At 72.6% G+C, this 21586-nt stretch carries 17 protein-coding genes; 14 read left to right on the forward strand and 3 right to left on the reverse strand.

From position 1 onward, the window contains the following. The first annotated feature begins 4 nt into the window (after positions 1-4). The 5 genes from ACZ4VI_RS08790 (at position 5) to nudC (ending at position 10577) form a co-directional block, all read left to right on the forward strand. Positions 5-3793 carry a UvrD-helicase domain-containing protein gene (locus ACZ4VI_RS08790; protein WP_467997936.1) on the forward strand — a complete coding sequence of 1263 codons (3789 nt, stop codon included), beginning with the start codon at positions 5-7 and terminating at the stop codon, positions 3791-3793. Between the two features lie 91 nt (positions 3794-3884). Then, positions 3885-4706 carry a hypothetical protein gene (locus tag ACZ4VI_RS08795; protein WP_467997938.1) on the forward strand — a complete coding sequence of 274 codons (822 nt, stop codon included), beginning with the start codon at positions 3885-3887 and terminating at the stop codon, positions 4704-4706. A 57-nt stretch (positions 4707-4763) separates the two neighbouring features. Then, positions 4764-8150: a UvrD-helicase domain-containing protein gene (locus ACZ4VI_RS08800; RefSeq protein WP_467997940.1), complete on the forward strand. Its 3387-nt coding sequence runs from the start codon at positions 4764-4766 to the stop codon at positions 8148-8150. A gap of 10 nt (positions 8151-8160) precedes the next feature. Continuing rightward, positions 8161-9594, forward strand: coding sequence for a dipeptidase (locus ACZ4VI_RS08805; RefSeq protein ID WP_467997942.1), 1434 nt, complete (start codon positions 8161-8163; stop codon positions 9592-9594). Then, a complete protein-coding gene (nudC, locus tag ACZ4VI_RS08810; RefSeq protein WP_467997944.1) occupies positions 9591-10577 on the forward strand; it encodes an NAD(+) diphosphatase in 987 nt (328 codons plus the stop codon). Before ACZ4VI_RS08805 ends, nudC begins: the two co-directional genes overlap by 4 nt. A 101-nt stretch (positions 10578-10678) precedes the next feature. Here the strand turns inward: nudC and ACZ4VI_RS08815 are convergent, their stop codons facing one another. Continuing rightward, a complete protein-coding gene (locus ACZ4VI_RS08815) occupies positions 10679-10921 on the reverse strand; it encodes a mycoredoxin (RefSeq protein WP_137993475.1) in 243 nt (80 codons plus the stop codon). Positions 10922-11082: 161 nt separating this feature from the next. On the opposite strand from ACZ4VI_RS08815, the gene ACZ4VI_RS08820 reads away from it, so the two are divergent. The 5 genes from ACZ4VI_RS08820 to ACZ4VI_RS08840 all read left to right on the forward strand — a co-directional run bounded on the left by ACZ4VI_RS08820 (position 11083) and on the right by ACZ4VI_RS08840 (position 14959). Then, on the forward strand, positions 11083-13281 hold the full coding sequence (locus ACZ4VI_RS08820) for an ATP-dependent DNA helicase UvrD2 (RefSeq protein ID WP_467997946.1): 2199 nt from the start codon (positions 11083-11085) through the stop codon (positions 13279-13281). Between the two features lie 171 nt (positions 13282-13452). Then, positions 13453-13824 carry a hypothetical protein gene (locus ACZ4VI_RS08825; RefSeq protein ID WP_467997948.1) on the forward strand — a complete coding sequence of 124 codons (372 nt, stop codon included), beginning with the start codon at positions 13453-13455 and terminating at the stop codon, positions 13822-13824. Positions 13825-13995: 171 nt separating this feature from the next. After that, positions 13996-14364 carry a WhiB family transcriptional regulator gene (locus ACZ4VI_RS08830; protein ID WP_147981118.1) on the forward strand — a complete coding sequence of 123 codons (369 nt, stop codon included), beginning with the start codon at positions 13996-13998 and terminating at the stop codon, positions 14362-14364. Next, positions 14361-14684, forward strand: coding sequence for a hypothetical protein (locus tag ACZ4VI_RS08835; RefSeq protein WP_467997950.1), 324 nt, complete (start codon positions 14361-14363; stop codon positions 14682-14684). Before ACZ4VI_RS08830 ends, ACZ4VI_RS08835 begins: the two co-directional genes overlap by 4 nt. A gap of 92 nt (positions 14685-14776) precedes the next feature. After that, positions 14777-14959, forward strand: a complete 183-nt coding sequence (locus tag ACZ4VI_RS08840; RefSeq protein WP_467997952.1) for a hypothetical protein — start codon at positions 14777-14779, stop codon at positions 14957-14959. An 84-nt stretch (positions 14960-15043) separates the two neighbouring features. On the opposite strand, the gene ACZ4VI_RS08845 is transcribed toward ACZ4VI_RS08840, so the two are convergent. Both ACZ4VI_RS08845 and ACZ4VI_RS08850 read right to left on the reverse strand, forming a co-directional pair. Further along, positions 15044-16387: an ABC1 kinase family protein gene (locus ACZ4VI_RS08845; RefSeq protein ID WP_467997954.1), complete on the reverse strand. Its 1344-nt coding sequence runs from the start codon at positions 16385-16387 to the stop codon at positions 15044-15046. A gap of 41 nt (positions 16388-16428) precedes the next feature. Beyond that, on the reverse strand, positions 16429-17580 hold the full coding sequence (locus ACZ4VI_RS08850) for a ThiF family adenylyltransferase (protein WP_467997956.1): 1152 nt from the start codon (positions 17578-17580) through the stop codon (positions 16429-16431). Positions 17581-17773: 193 nt separating this feature from the next. Between ACZ4VI_RS08850 and ACZ4VI_RS08855 the strand changes: the two genes are divergently transcribed. From ACZ4VI_RS08855 to ACZ4VI_RS08870, 4 genes are all read left to right on the forward strand, one after another. Continuing rightward, positions 17774-18349, forward strand: a complete 576-nt coding sequence (locus ACZ4VI_RS08855) for a M48 metallopeptidase family protein (RefSeq protein ID WP_467997958.1) — start codon at positions 17774-17776, stop codon at positions 18347-18349. Between the two features lie 113 nt (positions 18350-18462). Then, a complete protein-coding gene (locus ACZ4VI_RS08860) occupies positions 18463-20079 on the forward strand; it encodes a TerD family protein (protein ID WP_467997960.1) in 1617 nt (538 codons plus the stop codon). Between the two features lie 13 nt (positions 20080-20092). After that, entirely contained in the window at positions 20093-20773 is a 681-nt protein-coding gene (locus tag ACZ4VI_RS08865; RefSeq protein WP_467997962.1) for an AIM24 family protein, read from the forward strand. A gap of 17 nt (positions 20774-20790) precedes the next feature. Continuing rightward, positions 20791-21546 (forward strand): AIM24 family protein, encoded by a 756-nt coding sequence (locus ACZ4VI_RS08870; RefSeq protein WP_467997963.1) that lies wholly within the window; start codon positions 20791-20793, stop codon positions 21544-21546. The last annotated feature ends 40 nt before the right edge of the window (positions 21547-21586 follow it).

Genomic DNA, 21586 nt, shown 5'->3' on the forward strand with positions numbered 1-21586 from the left:
CCACGTGAGTTCCTCCTCCACCACCCGGCGTACGCCGTACCAGGGGCGGACCACGGGCGCGTACCGACTGGTGCGTACCGCCCCGGAGCAGATGGATCCCCCTGTCCTTGACGCAGCGCAGCGGGAAGTGGTTGACCACACGGGCGGACCGCTTCTCGTCCTCGCCGGACCGGGCACCGGAAAGACGACGACGCTGGTGGAGGCGGTCGCCGCCCGGATCGAGAAGGGCGCGGACCCGGAGCGGATCCTCGTCCTCACCTTCAGCCGCAAGGCGGCTGTGGAACTGCGCGACCGGATGGCGGTGCGGCTGGGAGGGGCACGGCCGCCGCAGGCGACCACCTTCCACTCGTACTGCTACGCCCTGATCCGCGCGCACCAGGACGCGGAGCTGTTCGCGGAGCCGCTGCGGCTGCTCTCCGGACCGGAGCAGGATCTCGCCGTACGGGAGCTGCTCGCGGGCCAGCTCGACCTGGAGAAGGCGGGGCTCGCGCGGGTGCGGTGGCCCGACGAGCTGCGGGCCTGTCTGACGACGCGGGGCTTCGCCGACGAGGTACGGGCCGTCCTCGCGCGCTCGCGCGAGCTGGGGCTCGGGCCGCGGGCGCTGGGGGAGTTCGCCCGGCGGGTGGGGCGGCCGGACTGGACGGCGGCGGCCGGCTTCCTGGCGGAGTACCTGGACGTCCTGGATCTCCAGGGGGTGCTCGACTACACGGAGCTGGTGCACCGGGCGGTGCTGCTGTCGGAGCGGGTGACGCTGCCCGGCTACGACGCGGTGTTCGTGGACGAGTACCAGGACACGGACCCGGCGCAGGTGCGGCTGCTGCGGGCGCTGGCGGGGGGCGGGAGGACGGTGGTCGCCTTCGGCGACCCGGACCAGTCGATCTACGCCTTCCGGGGCGCCGACGTGAACGGCATCCTCGACTTCCCCGACACGTTCGTGGGCAGGGACGGGCGGCCGGCGGAGGTCCGCGTCCTGACCCGGTCTCGGCGCTCGGGCAAGGAGCTGCTCGCCGCGACCCGCGAGCTGACCCGGCGGATGCCGCTGCCACGACTGCCTGCCGACAAGGTCCGCGCGCACCGCGACCTGGCACCGGTGCGGGGCGGCGGCCGCGTCGAGGTCTTCACGTACCCCACCGCGTCCACGGAGTCCGACAACATCGCCGACCTCCTGCGCCGCGCCCACCTGGAGGACGGCGTCCCCTGGCACGACATGGCGGTCCTCGTCCGCGCGACCTCCTCCGTCCCCGCCCTCCGCCGCGCCCTGACCTCGGCCGGCGTCCCCCTGGAAACCGACACCGCCGACACCCCCCTCCGCCACGAACCGGCGGTGGCCCCACTGCTGCTGGCGCTGCGCGCCGCGGCAACCCCCGCGGGCCGGCCCTCCGGGCCGGGCGAGGACACGGTGGCCGACGGTCCGACGCCCCGCGAGGCGGCGGAGTCCGCCGCCGAGGCGCCCAGGGCCGAGAACCGGGCGGCCGACGGCCCGACGCGGCCGGAGGCTGCCACCGGCCCCACGCCGTCGGCCGCCGCCCGGCCGGCAGAGGACGAGCCCACCGCGCCGCGAGGGAGCTCGGCGCATGCGGAGAAGTCCGACCCCGAAGGGGACGGACACGGTCCCGACGGGCCCACACACAACCCGGTGCGGCGGGAGGACACCCGATCCGGCGCGCCCGCCGCCGTCACCGGCCCGACGGACTTGGCCGACGAGCAGGCGGCGGGGGCCGCGCCCGCCGTGCCCGAGGCGTGCCCTGGGCAGGCGGCGAGCATCGACCCCGGAGGGGACGGGCACGGGGGCGAGGCCGCCGAGGCGCCCGGCTGCTCCGCCACCGGCCCGACGGACTCGGCCGACGGGCAGGCGGCGGGGGCCGCGCCCGCCGTGGCCGGGGTGGGCTCCGGGCAGGGAGCCGGGGCGGATGCGTCCGGCTGGCTCGATACCGAGACCGCGCTCAGCCTGCTCGCCTCGCCGCTCGCCGGGATGGATCCCGCCGACCTGCGCCGCCTCGGGCGGGCGTTGCGGGATGAGGAGCGGGCCGGGGGGAACAAGGTGCCGCCGGCCTCCGACGTGCTGCTCGCCCGCGCGCTCGCGGAGCCCGAGCGGCTTGTCGCGCATGATCAGTCGTACGCCCGGGGCGCCCGGCGGCTCGGGGAGCTGCTGCGGCAGGCTCGTAACCGGCTCGCCGCGGGCGGCACCGCCGAGGAGGCGCTCTGGCTGCTCTGGAACGGCACCCCCTGGCCCGGCCGCCTCGAGCGCGCCGCGCTCCGGGGCGGCGCGGCCGGGCGTAACGCCGACCGGGACCTCGACGCCGTCTGCGCGCTCTTCGAGACCGCCGCCCGCGCCGAGGACCGCGTCGGCGGCCGCGGCGTCCTGAACTTCCTCGAAGAGCTCGACGCCCAGGACATCGCCGCCGACACCCTCTCCAAGCGCCAGACCCGCCCCGACGCCGTCCGCCTCATGACCGCCCATCGCGCCAAGGGCCTCGAATGGAGCCTCGTCGTCGTCGCCGGCGTCCAGGAGGGCATCTGGCCCGACCTGCGCCGACGCGGCTCCCTCCTCGAGGCCGACCGCATCGGCCGCGACGGCCTCGCCGACCCCCTCACCCCCGGCGCCCTCCTCGCCGAGGAGCGCCGCCTCTTCTACGTCGCCGCCACCCGCGCCCGCGACCGCCTCGTCGTCACCGCCGTCAAGGCCCCCGCCGACGACGGCGACCAGCCCTCCCGCTTCCTCACCGAACTCGGCACCGAACCCAAGGACGTCTCCGGCCGCCCCCGCCGCCCCCTCGCCGTCGCCGCGCTCGTCGCCGAACTCCGCGCCACCACCGTCGACCCGGCCGCTTCCGACGCCCTCCGCGACGCCGCCGCCCAGCGCCTCGCCCAGCTCGCCGCGCTCACCGACGACGAGGGCCAGCCGCTCGTCCCGGCCGCCCACCCCGACCGCTGGTGGGGCCTGTTCGAGCCCACCCGCAGCCAGGTGCCCCTCCGCGACCGCGACCACCCCGTGGCCCTCTCCGGCTCCGCCCTCGACCAGCTCGCCAACACCTGCGCCCTCCAGTGGTTCCTCGGCCGCGAGGTCAAGGCCGACGCCCCCGCCACCGCCGCCCAGGGCTTCGGCAACGTCGTCCACGTCCTCGCCGACGAGGTCGCCTCCGGCCGTACCCCCGCCGACCTCGACGTCCTCATGGCCCGCCTCGACTCCGTCTGGGACGCCCTCGCCTTCGACGCCCCCTGGAAGTCCGCGCAGGAGAAGGAGCACGCGCGCGTGGCGCTGGAACGCTTCCTGCGCTGGCACGTCATGGACCGCGGCGGCCGCACCCCCGCCGCCACCGAGCACGACTTCGACGTGACCCTCGAAGCCGGGGCGTACGAGGTCCGGATCCGCGGCTCCATGGACCGCGTCGAGACCGACGAGCACGGCCGCGCGTACGTCGTCGACTTCAAGACCGGCAAGTCCGCGCCCACCAAGGACGAGGTCGCCCACCACCCCCAGCTCGCCGTCTACCAGCTCGCGGTACGCGAAGGGGCCCTGGACGAGGTCTTCGACGGCCACCGCCCCGACCCCGGCGGCGCCGAACTCGTACAGCTGCGCCAGCCCGCCCCCAAGAAGGAGGGCGGGGACGCGCTGCCGAAGATCCAGGCACAGGAACCCCTGGCGGGGGAGTGGGTCGGCGACCTGCTGGCCACCGCGGCCGGCCGGGTCCTCGACGAGCGCTTCACCCCCACCACCGGCCAGCACTGCACCCACTGCACCTTCCGGTCCGCGTGCAGCGCGCAACCGGAGGGCCGCCACATCGTGGAGTGACGCGCCGCGCCCCCCGCCGTGTCCGAAGTAGCGGGCGCACGTCCCGGGCCGCACCCTGGTGGGTGAACGAGGATTGCGCGAGGAGGCTCGCATGGCGCCGTCCACGCATCGCACAGCCCGTGCCGCGGCAGCAGTCGTCGCAGCCCTGGCCACGGCGACGACCGTCGGCCTCGCGGCCCCCGCAGCCGGGACCCAGGCAGCCACCCCGCCGCCTCAGGTCGTGGCCCTCGCCCCCACGCCCGACCCCTTCGAGGACCTGACGCCCGACGCGATCGCCGAGCGGGCCGTCAAGGCCACCCAGTCCGCGACCTCCCTCCGGATGACCGGACGGGTCGTGTCCGACGGAGAGCGCCTGGACATCGACATCGCGCTCGACGACAGGAACGACTGCACGGGCGTGATGAAGATCGGCGGCGGCACCGGCGAACTGCGCCAGGCCGACGGGGTCACGTACCTGAAGGGCGACGAGAAGTTCTGGCGGGTCTCCATGACCTCCCAGGGCATGCCCGCCCCGCAGATCGAAGCGACGATCGAGTTCGTCAAAGGACGCTGGCTGAAGATCACGCAGGGGCAGGCGGGCAGCAGCGATCTCAGCGGGGTCTGCGACCTCGACGCCCTGCTGGAGGACCTGGGGGACGACAAGGACGAACGGAAGGGCCTGACCAGGGGACCGGACGCCAAGGTCGAGGGAACGCCCGTGGCCACGCTGGTGAAGAAGAAGCCGGGCGGTGAGACGACCACGGTGTCGGTCGCGCAGAAGGGCAAGCCCTACATCCTCAAGATGGTCAAGACCGGCGGCGAGGAGCCGAGCAGCGTCGTCCTCTCCGACTACGACAAGCCCGTCAAGGTCGTCGTACCGCCCGCGGACGAGACGGTGGACCTCACGAAGCTCGACCCGGGGATACGGACCTGAGCCGGGGGAACCCGGCGGCGGTCGGCGCTGTCAGTGGTGCCGGTTAGCCTCTCTGAGGTGACCGCACGCATCACCGACCCCGAGCAGCTCAAGGAGCTCCTCGGCATCCCGTTCACCCCGGAGCAGACGGCCTGCATCATCGCGCCGCCCGCCCCGCAGGTCATCGTGGCCGGAGCCGGTTCCGGCAAGACCACGGTGATGGCCGCCCGGGTGGTCTGGCTGGTCGGCACGGGCCAGGTCGCGCCCGAACAGGTCCTCGGCCTGACCTTCACCAACAAGGCCGCCGGCGAACTCGCCGAACGCGTCCGCACGGCACTCGTACGAGCCGGGGTGACGGACCCCGACGTCATCGACCCTGACAACCCGCCGGGCGAGCCCCGCATCTCCACGTACCACGCCTTCGCCGGTCAGCTGCTGACCGATCACGGCCTCCGCATCGGCCTGGAGCCCACCTCCCGCCTCCTCGCCGACGCCACCCGCTACCAGCTCGCCGCGCGCGTGCTGCGCGAGGCACCCGGACCGTACCCGGCGCTCACCAAGTCCTTCCCGACCCTCGTCAGCGACCTCCTCGCCCTCGACGCCGAGCTCGCCGAGCATCTCGTACGGCCCGAGGACCTCAGGGCGTACGACTCCGAGCTCCTCGACACGCTCTCCCGCGCCAAGCTGACAAACGCCGACCTGCGCAAGGTCCCCGAGACGGCCACCGCCCGCCGCGAGCTGCTCGACCTCGTCGTCCGCTACCGCGCCGCCAAGCGCTCCCGCGACCTGCTCGACTTCGGCGACCAGATCGCCCTCTCCGCCGAGCTCGCCACCACGCGCGCGGAGGTCGGCGCGATCCTGCGCGACCAGTTCCGGGTGGTGCTGCTCGACGAGTACCAGGACACGTCCGTCGCCCAACGGCTCCTCCTCTCCGGACTGTTCGGCGGAGGCACGGGGCACGCCGTGACGGCCGTCGGCGACCCCTGCCAGGCGATCTACGGCTGGCGCGGCGCCTCCGTCGCCAACCTGGACGACTTCCCCGCCCACTTCCCGTACGAGGACGGCACCCCCGCCACCCGCTACGCGCTCTCCGAGAACCGGCGCAGCGGCGGCCGCCTCCTCGACCTCGCCAACGGGCTCGCCACACCCCTGCGGGCCATGCACGCGGGCGTGGAGGCGCTGCGCCCGGCGCCCGGCGCGGAGCGCGACGGCTCGGTACGGATCGCCCTGCTCCCCACCCACGCCGAGGAGATCGACTGGCTCGCCGACTCCCTCGCCCACCTGGTCCGTACGGGCAGGGAGCCCGGCGAGATCGCGGTCCTGTGCCGGACGGCGACCGACTTCCCCGCCATCCAGGCCGCGCTCGTCGCCCGGGACGTACCCGTCGAGGTCGTCGGCCTTTCCGGGCTGCTCCACCTCCCCGAGATCGCCGACCTGGTCGCCGTCTGCGAGGTTCTCCAGGACCCGGGGGCCAACGCCTCCCTGGTCCGCCTCCTGACCGGCCCGCGCTGGCGCATCGGCCCGCGCGACCTCGCGCTCCTGGGCCGCCGCGCCCGGCTGCTCGTCCACCGCGGACGTGCCGGGGACGACGGCGCCGACGCCGACGAACGGCTCGCGGCGGCCGTCGAGGGCGTCGACCCGGCCGAGGTCATCTCGCTCGCCGACGCGCTCGACACGTTCCTGGACTCCGGCGGAGAGGACGACGGCCTGCCGTTCTCGGCCGAGGCCCGGGTCCGCTTCGCCCGGCTCGCCGCCGAGCTGCGCGCCCTGCGCTCCTCGCTCGCCGACCCCCTGATGGACGTCCTGCACCGGGTCCTCGCCACCACGGGCCTGGAGGTCGAACTCTCCGCCTCCCCGCACGCGCTCGCCGCCCGCCGCCGCGAGACCCTGTCGAACTTCCTCGACATAGCCGCCGGCTTCGCCTCCCTCGACGGCGAGGCGACCCTGCTGGCCTTCCTCGGCTTCCTGCGCACGGCCGCGCAGTACGAGAAGGGCCTCGACAACGCCCTCCCGGGCGGCGAGAACACGGTCAAGGTCCTCACGGCACACAAGTCCAAGGGCCTGGAGTGGGACGTCGTGGCGGTGCCCGGCCTGGTCGCCGCCCAGTTCCCGAGTACCCGGTCCCGCGAGTCGTGGACCTCCCAGCCCCAGGTGCTGCCGCACGCGCTGCGCGGGGACGCGGCGACGCTGCCGGACATCGACACCTGGGACGCCGCCTGCCTGAAGGGGTTCAAGGAGGCGATGCGCGACCACCAGCACACCGAGGAGCTCCGCCTCGGCTACGTGACCTTCACCCGCCCCCGCTCCCTCCTCCTCGGCTCCGCCCACTGGTGGGGCCCGTCCCAGAAGAAGCCCCGCGGCCCCTCCGCGTTCCTGCACGCCCTGTACGACCACTGCGCGGCAGGCTTCGGCGAGATCGAGGCCTGGTCCGACGAACCGGACGAGGGCGCCGAGAACCCGACGCTCGCCGAGAACCGCCCGGACGAGGCCTGGCCCCTCCCGCTGGATCCCGAGTCCTTTGCCCGTCGCCGCGCGGCGGCGGACAAGGTCCGGTCCCAGTTGTGGGCAATCGTTCCGCAGGGCGGAACGGGTGGGCACAACGCCACGAACGCGCTGCCCGCGCAAGGGCCCGCACCCCAGGACCCCGAGGACCTCTGGCCCGACGAGGACCCTCTCTGGGACGAGGACCCCTTCTGGGACGAGGGGCCGTCGCCCCACGACATCCCCGCGCCCCGGGCTCCGGAGCCCGCCCTCACCCTGGAGGACCAGAAAACAATCGCCTCCTGGGACCGAGACCTCACCACCCTCACCACAGAACTGAAGCGCTCCCGCGCCACCACCCGAGACGTCCTCCTCCCCGCCTACCTCTCCGCCTCCCAGGTCCTCCGCCTCGCCGCCGACCCCGACGGCTTCGCCCAGGACCTGGCCCGGCCCATGCCGCGGCCCCCGCAGCCCGCCGCCCGGCGCGGGACGCGGTTCCACGCGTGGGTGGAGTCGCGGTTCGAGGAGCTCCCGCTCCCCATGCTCGGCCCGGACGAGCTCCCCGGCGGCGAGGAGTTCGCCGGCGAACCGGAGATCGTGGACGAGCGTGACCTCGACGCGCTCAAGGACGCCTTCGCCCTCACCCCGTACGCCCACCGCACCCCGTACCGGGTCGAGGTCCCCGTCCACCTCTCTCTCGCCGGCCGGGTCGTCCGGGGCAGGATCGACGCCGTCTACCGCGACCCGGACACCGGCGCGTACGAGATCGTCGACTGGAAGACCAGCCACCTCCGCACCGCCGACCCCCTCCAGTTGGCGATCTACCGCCTCGCCTGGGCCGAGCAGCACGGCCTCGACCCCGAGGAGGTCGCGGCCGCCTTCGTCTACGTACGGACGGGAGAAGTGGTACGGCCTCGGGCCCTCCCCGGCCGGGCCGAGCTGGAGGGGATCCTGCTGGGCGGACCCACTCCGGACGCCGGATAGGCTCAGGAGCATGAGCGACACCCCGGACAGCGCCGTCCAGACCGTACGTACCCAGGCAGTACGCGCGTACATCGAGCAGCACCGCGCCGCCTTCCTCGACGACCTCGTCGCCTGGCTGCGCATCCCCTCCGTGTCGGCGCAGCCCGCCCACGCCGAGGACGTACGGCGCAGTGCGCGGTGGCTCGCCGACAAGCTGTCCGGGACCGGGTTCACGACGGTCGAGATCTGGGAGACGGACGGCGCGCCGGCCGTCTTCGCCGAGTGGCCCTCCGGCGACCCGGACGCCCCGACCGTCCTCGTCTACGGGCACCACGACGTCCAGCCCGCCGCCCGCGAGGACGGCTGGCACACCGACCCCTTCGAGCCGCACGTCACCGACGGGCGGATGTACGCGCGCGGGGCGGCCGACGACAAGGGCCAGGTGTTCTTCCACACCCTCGGGGTCCGCGCTCACCTCGCCGCGACCGGACGGACCGCGCCCGCCGTCAACCTCAAGCTGATCGTCGAGGGCGAGGAGGAGTCCGGCTCGCCGCACTTCCGGACGCTCGTCGAGGCCCACGCGGACCGGCTCGCCGCCGATGCCGTGATCGTCTCCGACACCGGTATGTGGTCCGAGGACACCCCGACGGTCTGCACCGGCATGCGCGGCGTCGCGGACTGCGAGATCGCGCTGTACGGCCCCGACCAGGACATCCACTCCGGTTCCTTCGGCGGCGCCGTGCCCAACCCGGCCACCGTCGCCGGCCGTCTGGTCGCCGCCCTGCACGACGAGGACGAGCGCGTCGCCATCCCCGGCTTCTACGAGGGCGTCACCGAGCTCTCCGACGCCGAGCGCACTCTCCTTTCCGAGCTGCCCTTCGACGAGGCCGCCTGGCTGAGCACCGCCAAGTCCCACGGCACCCTCGGCGAGGCCGGCTTCTCCACCCTGGAGCGCGTCTGGGCCCGGCCCACCGCCGAGGTGAACGGCATCGGCGGCGGCTACCAGGGCCCCGGCGGCAAGACGATCGTCCCCGCCTCCGCCCAGCTGAAGCTCTCCTTCCGGCTGGTCGCGGGACAGGACCCGGACAAGATCGAGCTCGCCGTACGGGACTGGCTCGCCGCACGGGTCCCCGCGGGCATCCGGTACGAGCTCGTCTTCGGCGCCCCGACCCGGCCCTGCCTCACCCCGCTGGACCACCCGGCCCTCACGGCGGTCGCGGGCGCGATGAGCCGCGCCTTCGACGGGGCGAAGGTCCGCTACACGCGCGAGGGCGGCTCGGGCCCCGCCGCCGACCTCCAGGACGTCCTGGGCGCACCGGTGCTGTTCCTCGGCATCTCCGTACCGTCCGACGGCTGGCACGCCCCGAACGAGAAGATCGAACTCGACCTCCTCCTCAAGGGCGTCGAGACCGCCGCCCACCTGTGGGGCGACCTGCCCGCCGCCCTGCACACCGCCGCGCGATGAACCCACACCACGATCCGGGGGAGTTGGAAGTACCTGTGTCCACCTTGAACAGCCAGTTCGCGGACCGGCCGGTCTCGCTCACCGCCCCGAGCGGCATCGACCGCGCCGCCCACCACCGTCTCGACGAGGCCTGGCTCGCGGCGGCCTGGAGCCACCCCACGACCCGCGTCTTCGTCGTCTCGGGCGGTCAGGTGCTGATCGACGACACCCCCGACGGCCGCACGGAACTCGTGATGACCCCGGCGTTCGAGGCCCCGGTCACCGAGACCCACCGCTACTTCCTGGGCACGGACGCCGACGGTGTCTCCTACTTCGCCCTCCAGAAGGACGCCCTGCCGGGCCGCATGGACCAGTCCGCCAGGCCGGCGGGTCTGCGCGAGGCGGGTCTGCTGCTCTCGCCCCGGGACGCGGGCCTCATGGTGCACGCCGTCGCCCTGGAGAACTGGCAGCGGCTCCACCGCTTCTGCTCCCGCTGCGGCGAGCGCACGGTCATCGCGGCCGCCGGGCACATCCGCCGCTGCCAGGCATGCGGCGCCGAGCACTACCCGCGCACCGACCCGGCCGTGATCATGGCCGTCACGGACGCGGAGGACCGGATCCTGCTCGGCCGCCAGGTCCACTGGCCGGAGGGCCGCTTCTCGACCCTCGCGGGCTTCGTCGAGCCCGGCGAGTCGATCGAGCAGTCGGTGGTGCGCGAGGTCTTCGAGGAGGCCGGTGTCACGGTCGGCGAGGTCGAGTACGTCGCCAGCCAGCCCTGGCCCTTCCCGTCCAGCCTGATGCTGGGCTTCTTCGCGCACGCCACCTCCTCGGAGATAGACGTGGACGGCGAGGAGATCCACGAGGCCCGCTGGTTCTCCCGCGAGGAGCTGGCCGCCGCCTTCGAGTCGGGCGAGGTGCTGCCCCCGTACGGCATCTCGATCGCCTCCCGCCTCATCGAGCTCTGGTACGGCAAGCCGCTCCCGAAGCCGGGCGACGTCGTCTGAGGACTCCTGTCACACGAAACAACCCTCGCCTCACACGAAACAGCCCCCGTCCGGGACCTCCGGACGGGGGCTGTTTTCGGCCAGGCGTGCTGGGCGGAGCCTCAGACGCCGACCTTCTGCTTGACCTGCGCCAGCGACGGGTTCGTCAGCGTCGTGCCGTCGGCGAAGAGCACGGTCGGCACGGTCTGGTTGCCCCCGTTGGCCTTCTCCACGAACGCGGCCGACTCGGGGTCCTGCTCGATGTTGATCTCGGTGTACGCGATGCCCTCGCGGTCCATCTGGCTCTTCAGCCGACGGCAGTAGCCGCACCACTCGGTGCTGTACATCGTCACAGTTCCCTGCATGGCCTGGCGCTCCTCTGTTCGCGGGGTGGGTGCCGAGGGAAAGAACGTACGCGCTCCCGCCGCCATTCCCGAATTCGTATGACCGCGATTCGTATGACCGCGGCTCCCGGCCTGTGGACAACCCGCCGCACCCATCCCTCTCGACCTGGCAGCATGGCGGAGTGACAGCAGCAACGCACTCCCCTCTCTTCCCGCAGGTCCCCGAGTCGGCCGACGCGGTGCTCGACGGGCTCGACCCCGAGCAGCGCGAGGTCGCCCTCGCCCTGCACGGTCCGGTGTGCGTGCTGGCGGGAGCCGGCACGGGCAAGACCCGCGCGATCACGCACCGCATCGCCTACGGGGTGCGGGCGGGGATACTCCAGCCCGGCAGCGTGCTGGCCGTCACGTTCACCAACCGGGCCGCCGGCGAGATGCGCGGCCGGCTCCGGCAGCTCGGCGCGGGCGGCGTCCAGGCGCGTACGTTCCACTCGGCCGCCCTCCGTCAGCTCCAGTACTTCTGGCCGAAAGTCGTCGGTGGCGATCTTCCCCGGCTCCTGGAGCGCAAGGTCCAGCTCGTCGCCGAGGCCGCCGCGCGCTGCCGCGTCCGGCTCGACCGCAACGAGCTGCGGGACGTCACCGGCGAGATCGAGTGGGCCAAGGTCACCCAGACCGTGCCCGCCGACTATCCGGCCGTCGTCGCCAAGTCCGTCCGCGAGGCCCCGCGCGATCCGGCCGAGATCGGTCAGATCTACGGGATGTACGAGCAGCTCAAGCGCGACCGCTCGGTGATCGACTTCGAGGACGTGCTGCTGCTCACGGTCGGCATCCTCCAGGACCGGCACGACATCGCCGACCAGATCCGCCGCCAGTACCAGCACTTCGTGGTGGACGAGTACCAGGACGTCTCCCCGCTCCAGCAGCGGCTCCTGGACCTGTGGCTCGGCGACCGTGACAGCCTCTGCGTCGTCGGCGACGCCAGCCAGACGATCTACTCCTTCACCGGGGCCACCCCCGACCACCTGCTGAACTTCCGCACGCGGCACCCGAACGCCACGGTGGTCAAGCTGATCAGGGACTACCGCTCCACGCCCCAGGTCGTCCACCTCGCCAACGGGCTGCTCAGCCAGGCCCGCGGCCGGGCCGCCGAGCACCGCCTGGAGCTGATCTCCCAGCGCGACCCCGGCCCCGAGCCCGCCTACACCGAGTACGCCGACGAGCCCGCCGAGGCCGAGGGCACCGCCCGCCGCATCCGGGACCTGATCGCCGCCGGCGTCCCGGCCGGCGAGATCGCCGTGCTCTACCGCATCAACGCCCAGTCGGAGGTCTACGAGCAGGCCCTCGCCGACGCCGGAGTCCCCTACCAGCTGCGCGGCGCCGAGCGCTTCTTCGAACGCCAGGAGGTACGCGAGGCCGGCATCGCCCTTCGCGGCGCCGCCCGGGCCGGCGGGAACGACTCGCTGCTCGACGACGCCGAGGACCTGCCCGCCCAGGTCCGCGCCGTGCTCTCCACCAAGGGCTGGACCACCGAGCCGCCCGCCGGCTCGGGCGCCGTCCGCGACCGCTGGGAGTCCCTCGCCGCGCTGGTCCGGCTCGCCGAGGACTTCGCCCGCGCCAAGCCGGCCGCCACGCTCTCCGACCTGGTCGCCGAGCTCGACGAGCGGGCCGCCGCCCAGCACGCCCCGACCGTCCAGGGCGTCACCCTCGCCTCCCTGCACGCGGCCAAGGGCCTGGAGTGGGACGCCGTCTTCCTGGTCGGCCTGACCGAGGGCATGATGCCGATCACGTACGCCAAGACCGACGAGCAGGTCGAGGAGGAGCGCCGCCTGCTGTACGTCGGGGTCACCCGCGCCCGGCTCCACCTCTCGCTCTCCTGGGCGCTCTCCCGCTCCCCGGGCGGCCGCGCCTCCCGTCGGGCCACCCGCTTCCTCAAGGGGCTCCGGCCCGGCTCCGGCGCCCTTGGCACGGCCGGCGCGGGCGGCGGCTCCGTCGAGCGCGCCCTCGGCATCGGCGGTGGCGGCGGTCGGCGCAAGGCCCGCGGCCCAGTGCGCTGCCGCGTCTGCGGCGCGACCCTCACCGAGGCCGGCGAGATGAAACTGATGCGCTGTGAGGACTGCCCGTCCGACATGGACGAGGCGCTCTACGAGCGGCTGCGCGACTGGCGCTCCGACCAGGCGAAGGAGCTCGGGCAGCCCGCGTACTGCGTGTTCACCGACAAGACGCTGATGGCCATCGCCGAGCGCGTGCCCACCACCGACGGCGAACTCGCCGGAATCTCCGGGGTCGGCGCGCGCAAGCTCGACCGGTTCGGCGCCGACGTTCTCGCCCTCTGCACGGGCGAAGAGCCAGGTGAGAGGGGTGGAGGAGAGGACGGGGAGGACTGATGAAAACTCGTCGGAAAAATAGTTTGCGCCCGCCCCGTCAAGCCCCATAGGTTCTTAACCACGGAAACAGCGGCTTCTTGGAAGCCCTGCTTTCGTGCTGTACTTGTCCAAACGAACATGAGGGTCCGGCTCACACCGAGCCCTCCGAGACGCCGAGAGGAGGCGATTCCAGTGATCAGCAACATCATCTGCACCACCGTCAGCTTCGTCAGCACCGACAAAATGACCGATCGCTCGGTCGTCTCCGCCTGCTCGCTCGGCCTCTCCGGCTCTGCGTTCCTCGGCAGCGGCCTTCCTGGCACCGGTCTGTCCGGCGCCGGCACGGCCCGCGTCGCTTCCCTGCGGCCGGCTGCCGACCTGGTGGGTCTCCCCGTCAGCGAGCGCAATGAGCGACCGACCAAGGCACTGGAAGCAGGAGTAGCAGCAGTCAAGGCCAAGGCCTATGGCTTTGCGGCGACCGGTGCCGGAACCCAGCAGCAGACGACGCAGCACCACACGATGTGGGCCATCCGTGGGCTCGAACCCTGGAGTGATCCAGCCTGATCTGATCAGGCCGGCGCCTTCAGGGCCGCGGAACCCCACCCGGGATCCGCGGCCCTTCTGTTTGTCCCCGAACGGGGATGACGGAGCGAAGGGGCCTCGGGACCAGCAACACCCGGTACCAGCCGAAACCCCGGCCAACAGGCCGGAACGACCAGACGAGGAATGACCACCGTGCAACTCGAAGCGCACGCCCCGTCCGTACCGCCTTCCGAAACGATCCCGCCGCCCGGCCTCACGGAGGACTCCACCTTGACCCCCCTCACCACGCTCACCGCGCTCGACGACGCCATCGAGAACCTCGGCGTACCCGTCCCCTGCCGCTCGTACGACCCGGAGGTCTTCTTCGCCGAGTCCCCGGCCGACGTCGAGTACGCCAAGTCCCTCTGCCGTACCTGCCCGCTGATGGCGGCCTGTCTCGCCGGGGCGCAGGAGCGGCGTGAGCCGTGGGGCGTCTGGGGCGGCGAGCTGTTCGTCCAGGGCGTGGTCGTGGCCCGCAAGCGGCCGCGTGGTCGCCCGCGCAAGAACCCGGTCGCGGCATGAACGTCACCGGAACCATCGACCGACCCCTCACGCACGATCCCCAGAAGCAGGCCCCGATGACCTCTTCCACCAGCGAGCCCTCCGGCTCCGCGACTCCAGACGTCAGCATCACCGGCGCGAACGCCTCGCGTCAGAACAGGACCCGTGAAATGCAACTCATCCCAGAAGCCCTGGCTCGTGCGCATATGCACGACCTCATGAGGGAAGCCGAGGCGGAACGCCAGGCCATGCGCCTGGTCGCCGCCCGGCGCATGCAGCGGCGGGCCGAGCGCGTATCGCTGCGCGCCCGGCGCGCGCTCGCCATGGCCGTCATGCACTGACCCGAAGAACCCCGCGGGGGCCGGTCCGAACGGACCGGCCCCCGCGGTGCGTTGCGGCGCGGCCCGGCCCTTGCCGGACTATCGTCAGGTGGGTGAACGACGCCCCGAAGCCCGAGGAGCCCATCGTCTGCGCCCGCTGCGGCAAGACCGCGGAGACGCTCCCGGTGACCTGGACCTGCTCCGTGGAGAACGGCCGACGCCACTACATCTGCGACAGCTGTGCCCGCGAGAACATTCGGTCCATCGAAGGCCGGCTCGACTCCGCCTGGTGGTGACGGCCCGTCGGCCCGCCTCTCACTCCGCTCCCGATGGTGACGGCCCGTCACCCCGCTGGGTGGTGACGGCCGTCGGCCCGACCGTCACTCTGCCTCGACGAAGCCCGGCAGCCACTCCTCCAGTTCGTCGCGCAGCCGCACCGTCGCGTTCAGCTGACAGAGCACACCGATCGTGCTCAGGGTCACCCGGTGTATCAGCAGATACGACGGCGGCAGATTGAGCTGCTTGCCCAGCTGGTGCGCGGGGGAGCGGGGGTCGGCGATCCGGGCGGCCTGGGCTCGCATCCAGCCGCGTGTGAAACCGAAGGCCTCGACCTCGGCCGGCTCGATGATCGGCAGCAGATACTCGAGGACCGCGTCCGGGGCGAGATCGATGGACTGCTTGACGAACCCGTCCTCGCGCAGCAGCTCGTACACCGTCTCGGCGTCCCCCTCCAGGGTCAGCCGCAGGCAGGTCCCGATCGTGTCGGGCAGTCCGCCCGGCAGCCGGTCCACCGTGCCGAAGTCCAGCACCCCGAGCCGCCAGCTCTCCGGACCCTCCTCGTCGTCACCGCCCGGCAGCAGCCGGAAGTTGCCCGGGTGCGGATCGGCGTGCAGGAGCCCCGTGCGGGCCGGGCCGGAGAAGAGGAAGCGGGCCAGGAGCTGACCGGCCCGGTTCCGCTGCTCCTCCGTACCGTCCGCGATCACCTCCGACAGCGGGATCCCGTCGATCCACTCCGTCACCAGAACCTGCTCGCTCTGGTGCACCACGGACGGCACCACGACATCGGGATCGTCCGCGAACTCCTCCGCGTGCTCCCGCTGGGCCTGCGCCTCCAGGCCGTAGTCCAGCTCCTCAGACACCCGGTCGCGCAACTCGTTGATCAGCGGCTTGATGTCCATGCCGGGGATCAGCGGGCCGAGCAGCCGGGCGAAACGGCTGAGCTGCGTCAGGTCGGAGAGCAGCGCCTCGCCCGCCCCCGGGTACTGCACCTTCACCGCGACCTCACGGCCGTCGTGCCACACCGCCCGGTGCACCTGGCCGATGGAGGCGGCCGCCGCTGGCTTGTCCTCGAACTCCAGGAACAGCTCCCGCCACTCCTCGCCGAGCCGCTCCTCCAGGACGCCGTGGACCGTGCGGGTCGGCATCGGGGGCGCCGCTTCCTGAAGCCGGGTCAGCGCCGCCCGATAGGGGCCGGCCACCTCCTCGGGGAGCGCCGACTCGAAGACGGACATCGCCTGCCCGAACTTCATCGCCCCGCCCTTGAGCTCCCCGAGGACCTTGAACAGCTGGTCCGCCGTGCGCTGTTGAAGCTCGCGGGCGACGATCTCGGCCGACTTGCCGCCGATCCGCTTGCCCAGGCCCCAGGTGGCCCGTCCGGCGAAGCCCAGGGGCAACGCGGCCAACCTCGCGGTCCGGGTGACCGCCTTCCGGGGAAGATCAGACATGCGCCCCTCCAAATCCCAGACTGCCGTGCCACACAGGACGGTTACCCCGCCATTGTGTCGTGCCGGGTTCCGGTCCCCGAGGCCTGCTCCCCCTCTCCGCCGCGCACCGCGTCGCACGGACACGCAGGGTGCGGTCTCATCCGCTTCACCCGCCACTCGAGCAACGGCAACGAGACCTCCCAGCGCGCCCCCGCGCTCGCCGGCAACTCTCCGTCCAGGAAAGCGAGCGCATGGGCCGCGGCCAGCCCGGCGACCGCCGTCGCGAGGCCCAGATCGCAGGCCGGCACCTGGGGCGGCGGACCCGAGCGCCACTGCGCCAGCATGCGAGGCCACTTGGCATCCTGGTCCGTCCGCTCCTCCTGCGCGCACCCCGCGCAGGCCGTCCCGCCGGGCAGCACCAGCGGTCCGACCACGCCGGTGGCCTCCAGCACCCCCGCGTAGAGATGAGGAGTGCCCGTCGTGATCCAGCCCTCGGCGGGGATCGGGTCGGGGAGGTAGGCGGCGAGGCCGTCCCGCGGTGTCACTACGACGAGTGAGAGCCCTGGCTCCGGTCCGCTCTCACCCGTCACCCGCCGAGGTGCCCGGGGCGGGCGGCCGCCCGGCGCCGACCGCGCCACGAGCCGGTGCGCCGCCTCGGCCCGGCGCTCACCCACTGCCTCGGCCGGCAGTCCGCCGGGCGCGACCTCCCAGGGCTGCAGCGAGCCGGAGTCCAGCACGTCCACCGTGCCCACCCCCGAGGCCGACAGCAGCGCGGCGACCGTGGCGCCGACCCGTCCCGCGCCGCGGACCTGGACGCGCGCCGCCCGCCGGGCGGCCACGCGCCGTAACGCCCCGTCCGGCTCCCGATGGACCACGGAGAGTGAGGCCAGGTCGGCGCGGAGGGGATCGAGCTCACTGTCCGCAGACGTGACGCCACCCACCTTCCCGGGGCGCCCGGCGGAGGCGTCCGCGATCAGGCCCGCCCCCGCGAGCCGGTCGAGCAGCCCCTCCAGCCAGCCGTCCGGCAGGCCCAGGGCGCGGGCCTCCGCCCGCAGGAGTTCGAGGCCGCGCGTGCCGTCGAGCAGTCCGAGCAGGCTGCCGGTGGCCGTGTCGAGCGGACCCACCACCGTCGCGTGCGCGGAGGTGACCCCGAATTGCACGCTCCCCAGGTCGGGCCAGGCCCGCCGCAGCGCTGGTTTCAGCATCGGATGCATTTCCGCCCCCGTGATCTTGATCGGTCGTCTTCTTCCTTCCGATGCCAGATTGCCCGGGCGTCGAAGCGGACACCGAAAGTTGTCCACAGGGGTGGGGTATTAATCATTCAAATGGTGCGCGGTGTGACCGGATCCCCGCCGAACCGTCCCGGAGGCGGGACTTCCCCCGCTGACAGCGGGTAACGTCGGGGCCGTGCCCGCCGACCCACAGCGCAGCGTGACAAGCAAACCGCCCCGCGGCTCGGGGACGAGTGCGGTCGAGGTCCGCAGAAGCTCCCGGCGGAGCAGAACCGTCTCCGCCTATCGCGAGGGCGACCGGACCATCGTGCTCATCCCGGCGCGGATGTCCGAGGCGGAGGAGCAACGCTGGGTGACGGTCATGCTGGACAAGCTCGCCGCCCAGGAGAGCAAGCGTGTCCTCGGGGACAGCGAACTCACCGAACGCGCCGAGCGGTTGTCGGACCAGTACTTCGCCGGCCGCGCACGGCCCACGTCCGTGCGCTGGGTGACCAACCAGAACACCCGCTGGGGCTCGTGCACCCCCTCTGAGGGCAGCATCCGCCTCTCCCACCGGCTCCAGGGCATGCCCGAGTACGTGGTCGACTACGTCCTCGTCCACGAGCTGGCGCATCTCCTCGTGCCCGGTCACGGCCCCCGGTTCTGGCGGCTCCTGGAGGCGTACCCGCGCACCGAACGGGCCCGCGGCTACCTCGAAGGGGTCGTCGCCGCGGAGCGCCTGCCCCACCTGCCGGCCGCGCGCGGAGAGTAGCCGCGCCCGTGCCAATCCTGTACCGAATGCGTACCAGCTTGGCTCAATGTCGCACACAGCCGTTAGCCTGACGCGACGCATTCGTATTTCGGGATGGGGGACGGTCGTTACGCATGGCCAGGGAATTCCAACGCGGCCACAAGGCCAAGATCAGTGATCTCACACCGGGGACCGATCTGTACGTGGGTGTGCAGATCGCGGCGCCCGGGCTGACCTTCGACATCAGCTGCTTCGGTCTCGACGCCAACGAGCAGCTCTCGGACGACCGGTACTTCATCTTCTTCAACCAGCCGAAGTCGCCGGAGGAGTCCATCCAGCTGCTCGGCGCGCAGTCGGGCGACACCGAGTCCTTCCGGGTCACGCTCGACCGGATCCCGGCGAACATCCACAAGCTGTCCTTCACCGCGACCATCGACGGCGCAGGCCAGATGTCGCAGATCGGCCCCGGCTACATCCGGATCGTGGCGGGCGGCGAAGAGGTCGTCCGATACCCCTTCACCGGCTCGGAGTTCTCCACCGAGCGCGCCGTCATGCTCGGCGACTTCTACCTCAAGGACGTCTGGCGGTTCGCGGCCATCGGCCAGGGCTTCGACGGCGGCCTCGACGCGCTGCTGAAGAACTTCGGCGGCGAGGTCGCCGAGGAGCAGCCCGCGGCCCAGGCCCCGCAGGCGGCGCCCGGCTTCGGCCCGCCGCAGCAGGGCTCCGCGCCGCCCGCGTTCGGAGCGCCCGCCGCGCCCCAGGCGCCGCAGCCCGCCCCGCAGTTCGGCGCCCCGCCGACCGCTCCCGCTCCCGCTCCGGTTCCCGCCCCGCAGGCGCCGGTCCAGCCGATGCACACGGCCCCCACCATGGCCGCGCCGATGGCCCCGCCCGCCCCGGCGCCGGCCCCCGCGCCGTACGGCCAGCCGCAGCAGGCCCCGCAGGCCCCACAGTTCGGGCAGGTCCCCGGCCAGGTTCCCGGGCAGCCCCCTTACGGCCAGCAGCAGCCCCAGTTCGGCCAGGTCCCCGGCCATATGGGCGGCGTACCCCAGGGGATGCCCCACGGGATGCCCCAGGGTGTTCCCGCCGCCGGCGCCGGGCTCGCCGCCGCGCTCCAGCCGTACAAGGAGACCGCGACCGGCGCCCGTTGGACCCCGCAGAACCAGCAGCTCATGCGGGTCGACCTGGCCATGGGCGGCGTGCCCGTCCTCGCCCGCCAGGGCAGCATGGTCATGTACCAGGGCAAAGTCGAATTCGCCCACAAGGGCGCCGGCTTCACCGGCCGGATCGTCGGCAACGCCACCGGCCAGGAGATGCAGCTGATGCGCTGCACCGGCCGCGGCCAGGTCTTCCTCGCGGAGGAGGGCGCCCATCTGCACCCGATCGAGCTCCAGGGCGACGGTATCTGCGTCTCCGCGGAGCACGTGCTCGCCTTCGACGAGTCCCTCCAGTACGAAGTACGGAGGATCGAGGGCCACGGCATCCCCGGCGGCGCCCTGTTCACGATGCAGTTCCAGGGCACCGGCACCGTCGTCGTTAAGACGCACGGCATCCCGGTCGTCCTGCCCGTCACGCCGACCACCTTCGCCGACTGCAACGCGGTCGTCGCCTGGTCGTCCGCGTCCCAGGTGATCCTCTCCAGCCAGGTCCGGCTGCGCCGCAACGCGTACCCCGGACACAGCGGAGAGACCGTCAACCTCCAGTTCCGGGGCGCCCCCGGCAACTTCATCGTCGTCCAGCCGTACGAGGTCTGAGGGAGCCCGAAGAATGAACCAGCAACTCGCGGGCTTCGCCCCGACCCCGATGGCCGCCCGGATGGAGAACCACGGCCGCACGATGCTCAAGGTCGCCATGGTCTCCGGCCAGGACCTGTACGCGCGCACCGGCTCGATGGTCGCCTACGAGGGCTTCGTCACCTACGAGCCCAACCCGCCCGCCGTCCGCCAGGTCGCGCAGGCCTGGGCGACGGGCGAGGGTGCACCCATCATGAAGTGCTCCGGCGACGGACTGCTCTACCTCGCCGACTACGGCGCCGACGTCGTCGTGATCAACCTCCAGAACGACTCGATCTCCGTCAACGGCACCAACGTCCTCGCCTTCGACGCCCACCTCCAGTGGGGCGTCGAGAGGGTCAAGGGCCTCGCCAAGTTCGCCGGGCAGGGCCTGTTCAACGTCGAGATCGCGGGCACCGGCTGGGTCGCCCTGACCTCGCGCGGCACGCCGATCGTCGTCGACTGCGGCCGTGGCGAGGACGAGACGTACGTCGACCCCGACGCGCTCGTCGCCTGGTCGCCGGCGCTCAAGGTCAAAGGCAAGCGCAGCTTCAAGGCCTCCTCCCTGATCGGGCGGGGCAGCGGCGAGGCGTACCAGATGGCCTTCTCCGGCCAGGGCATCGTCGTCGTACAGCCGAGCGAGGACAGCACCGACCGCCTGCGGATCCGGGGCTGAGGGGGAGCGAGAACACCATGCAGAGCCCGCTTTTCAACTACGCCGAGCAGCAGAGCCAGGAACGGTACGTCATCCAGAACCCGCAGCTGCTGCGGGTCGCCCTGACCGGCACGGACGACGTCCTCGCCCGCAAGGGCGCCATGGTCGCCTACCAGGGACTCGTCGACTTCGACGGCGAGTACAAGACGCCCAGCCAGCGCCGCGCCCAGGCCAGGACCGGTGAGGGTCTCGACCTCATGCGCTGCTCCGGGCAGGGCACGGTCTACTTCGCCAACCTCGCCCAGTACATCCACGTCGTGGAGGTCGAGCAGGAGGGCATGACCGTCGACAGCGCCTACGTCCTGGCGCTGGACTCGACCCTGCACACCGAGGTCATCGCCGTGGACAGCCAGTACGGCATCTCCGGCTCCGGCAAGTACCAGCTCAACATCTCCGGCCGCGGCAAGGTCGCCCTGATGACCTCCGGTCAGCCGCTGATGATGCATGTCACCCCGGACAAGTACGTCAACGTCGACGCGGACGCGATCGTCGCCTGGTCCTCCGGGCTGCGGGTGCAGATGCAGGCACAGACGACGAACTCCAGCGTCCGTCGCCGCCGCGGCAACACGGGCGAGGGCTGGGAGCTCAGCTTCCTCGGACAGGGCTTCGCCCTGGTCCAGCCCAGCGAGGTCATGCCGCCGCAGAACGCCGCCATCGGACAGGGCATCGCCGCCCAGTTCGGCGCCGGCCAGCACGGCTCGCACGCCCAGAACCAGAACAACGCCTGGAACTGACGCGGGACCATGCGTAAGGGGCGGTCGCCAAGGCGACCGC

Source organism: Streptomyces sp. NPDC029169 (assembly GCF_055563935.1).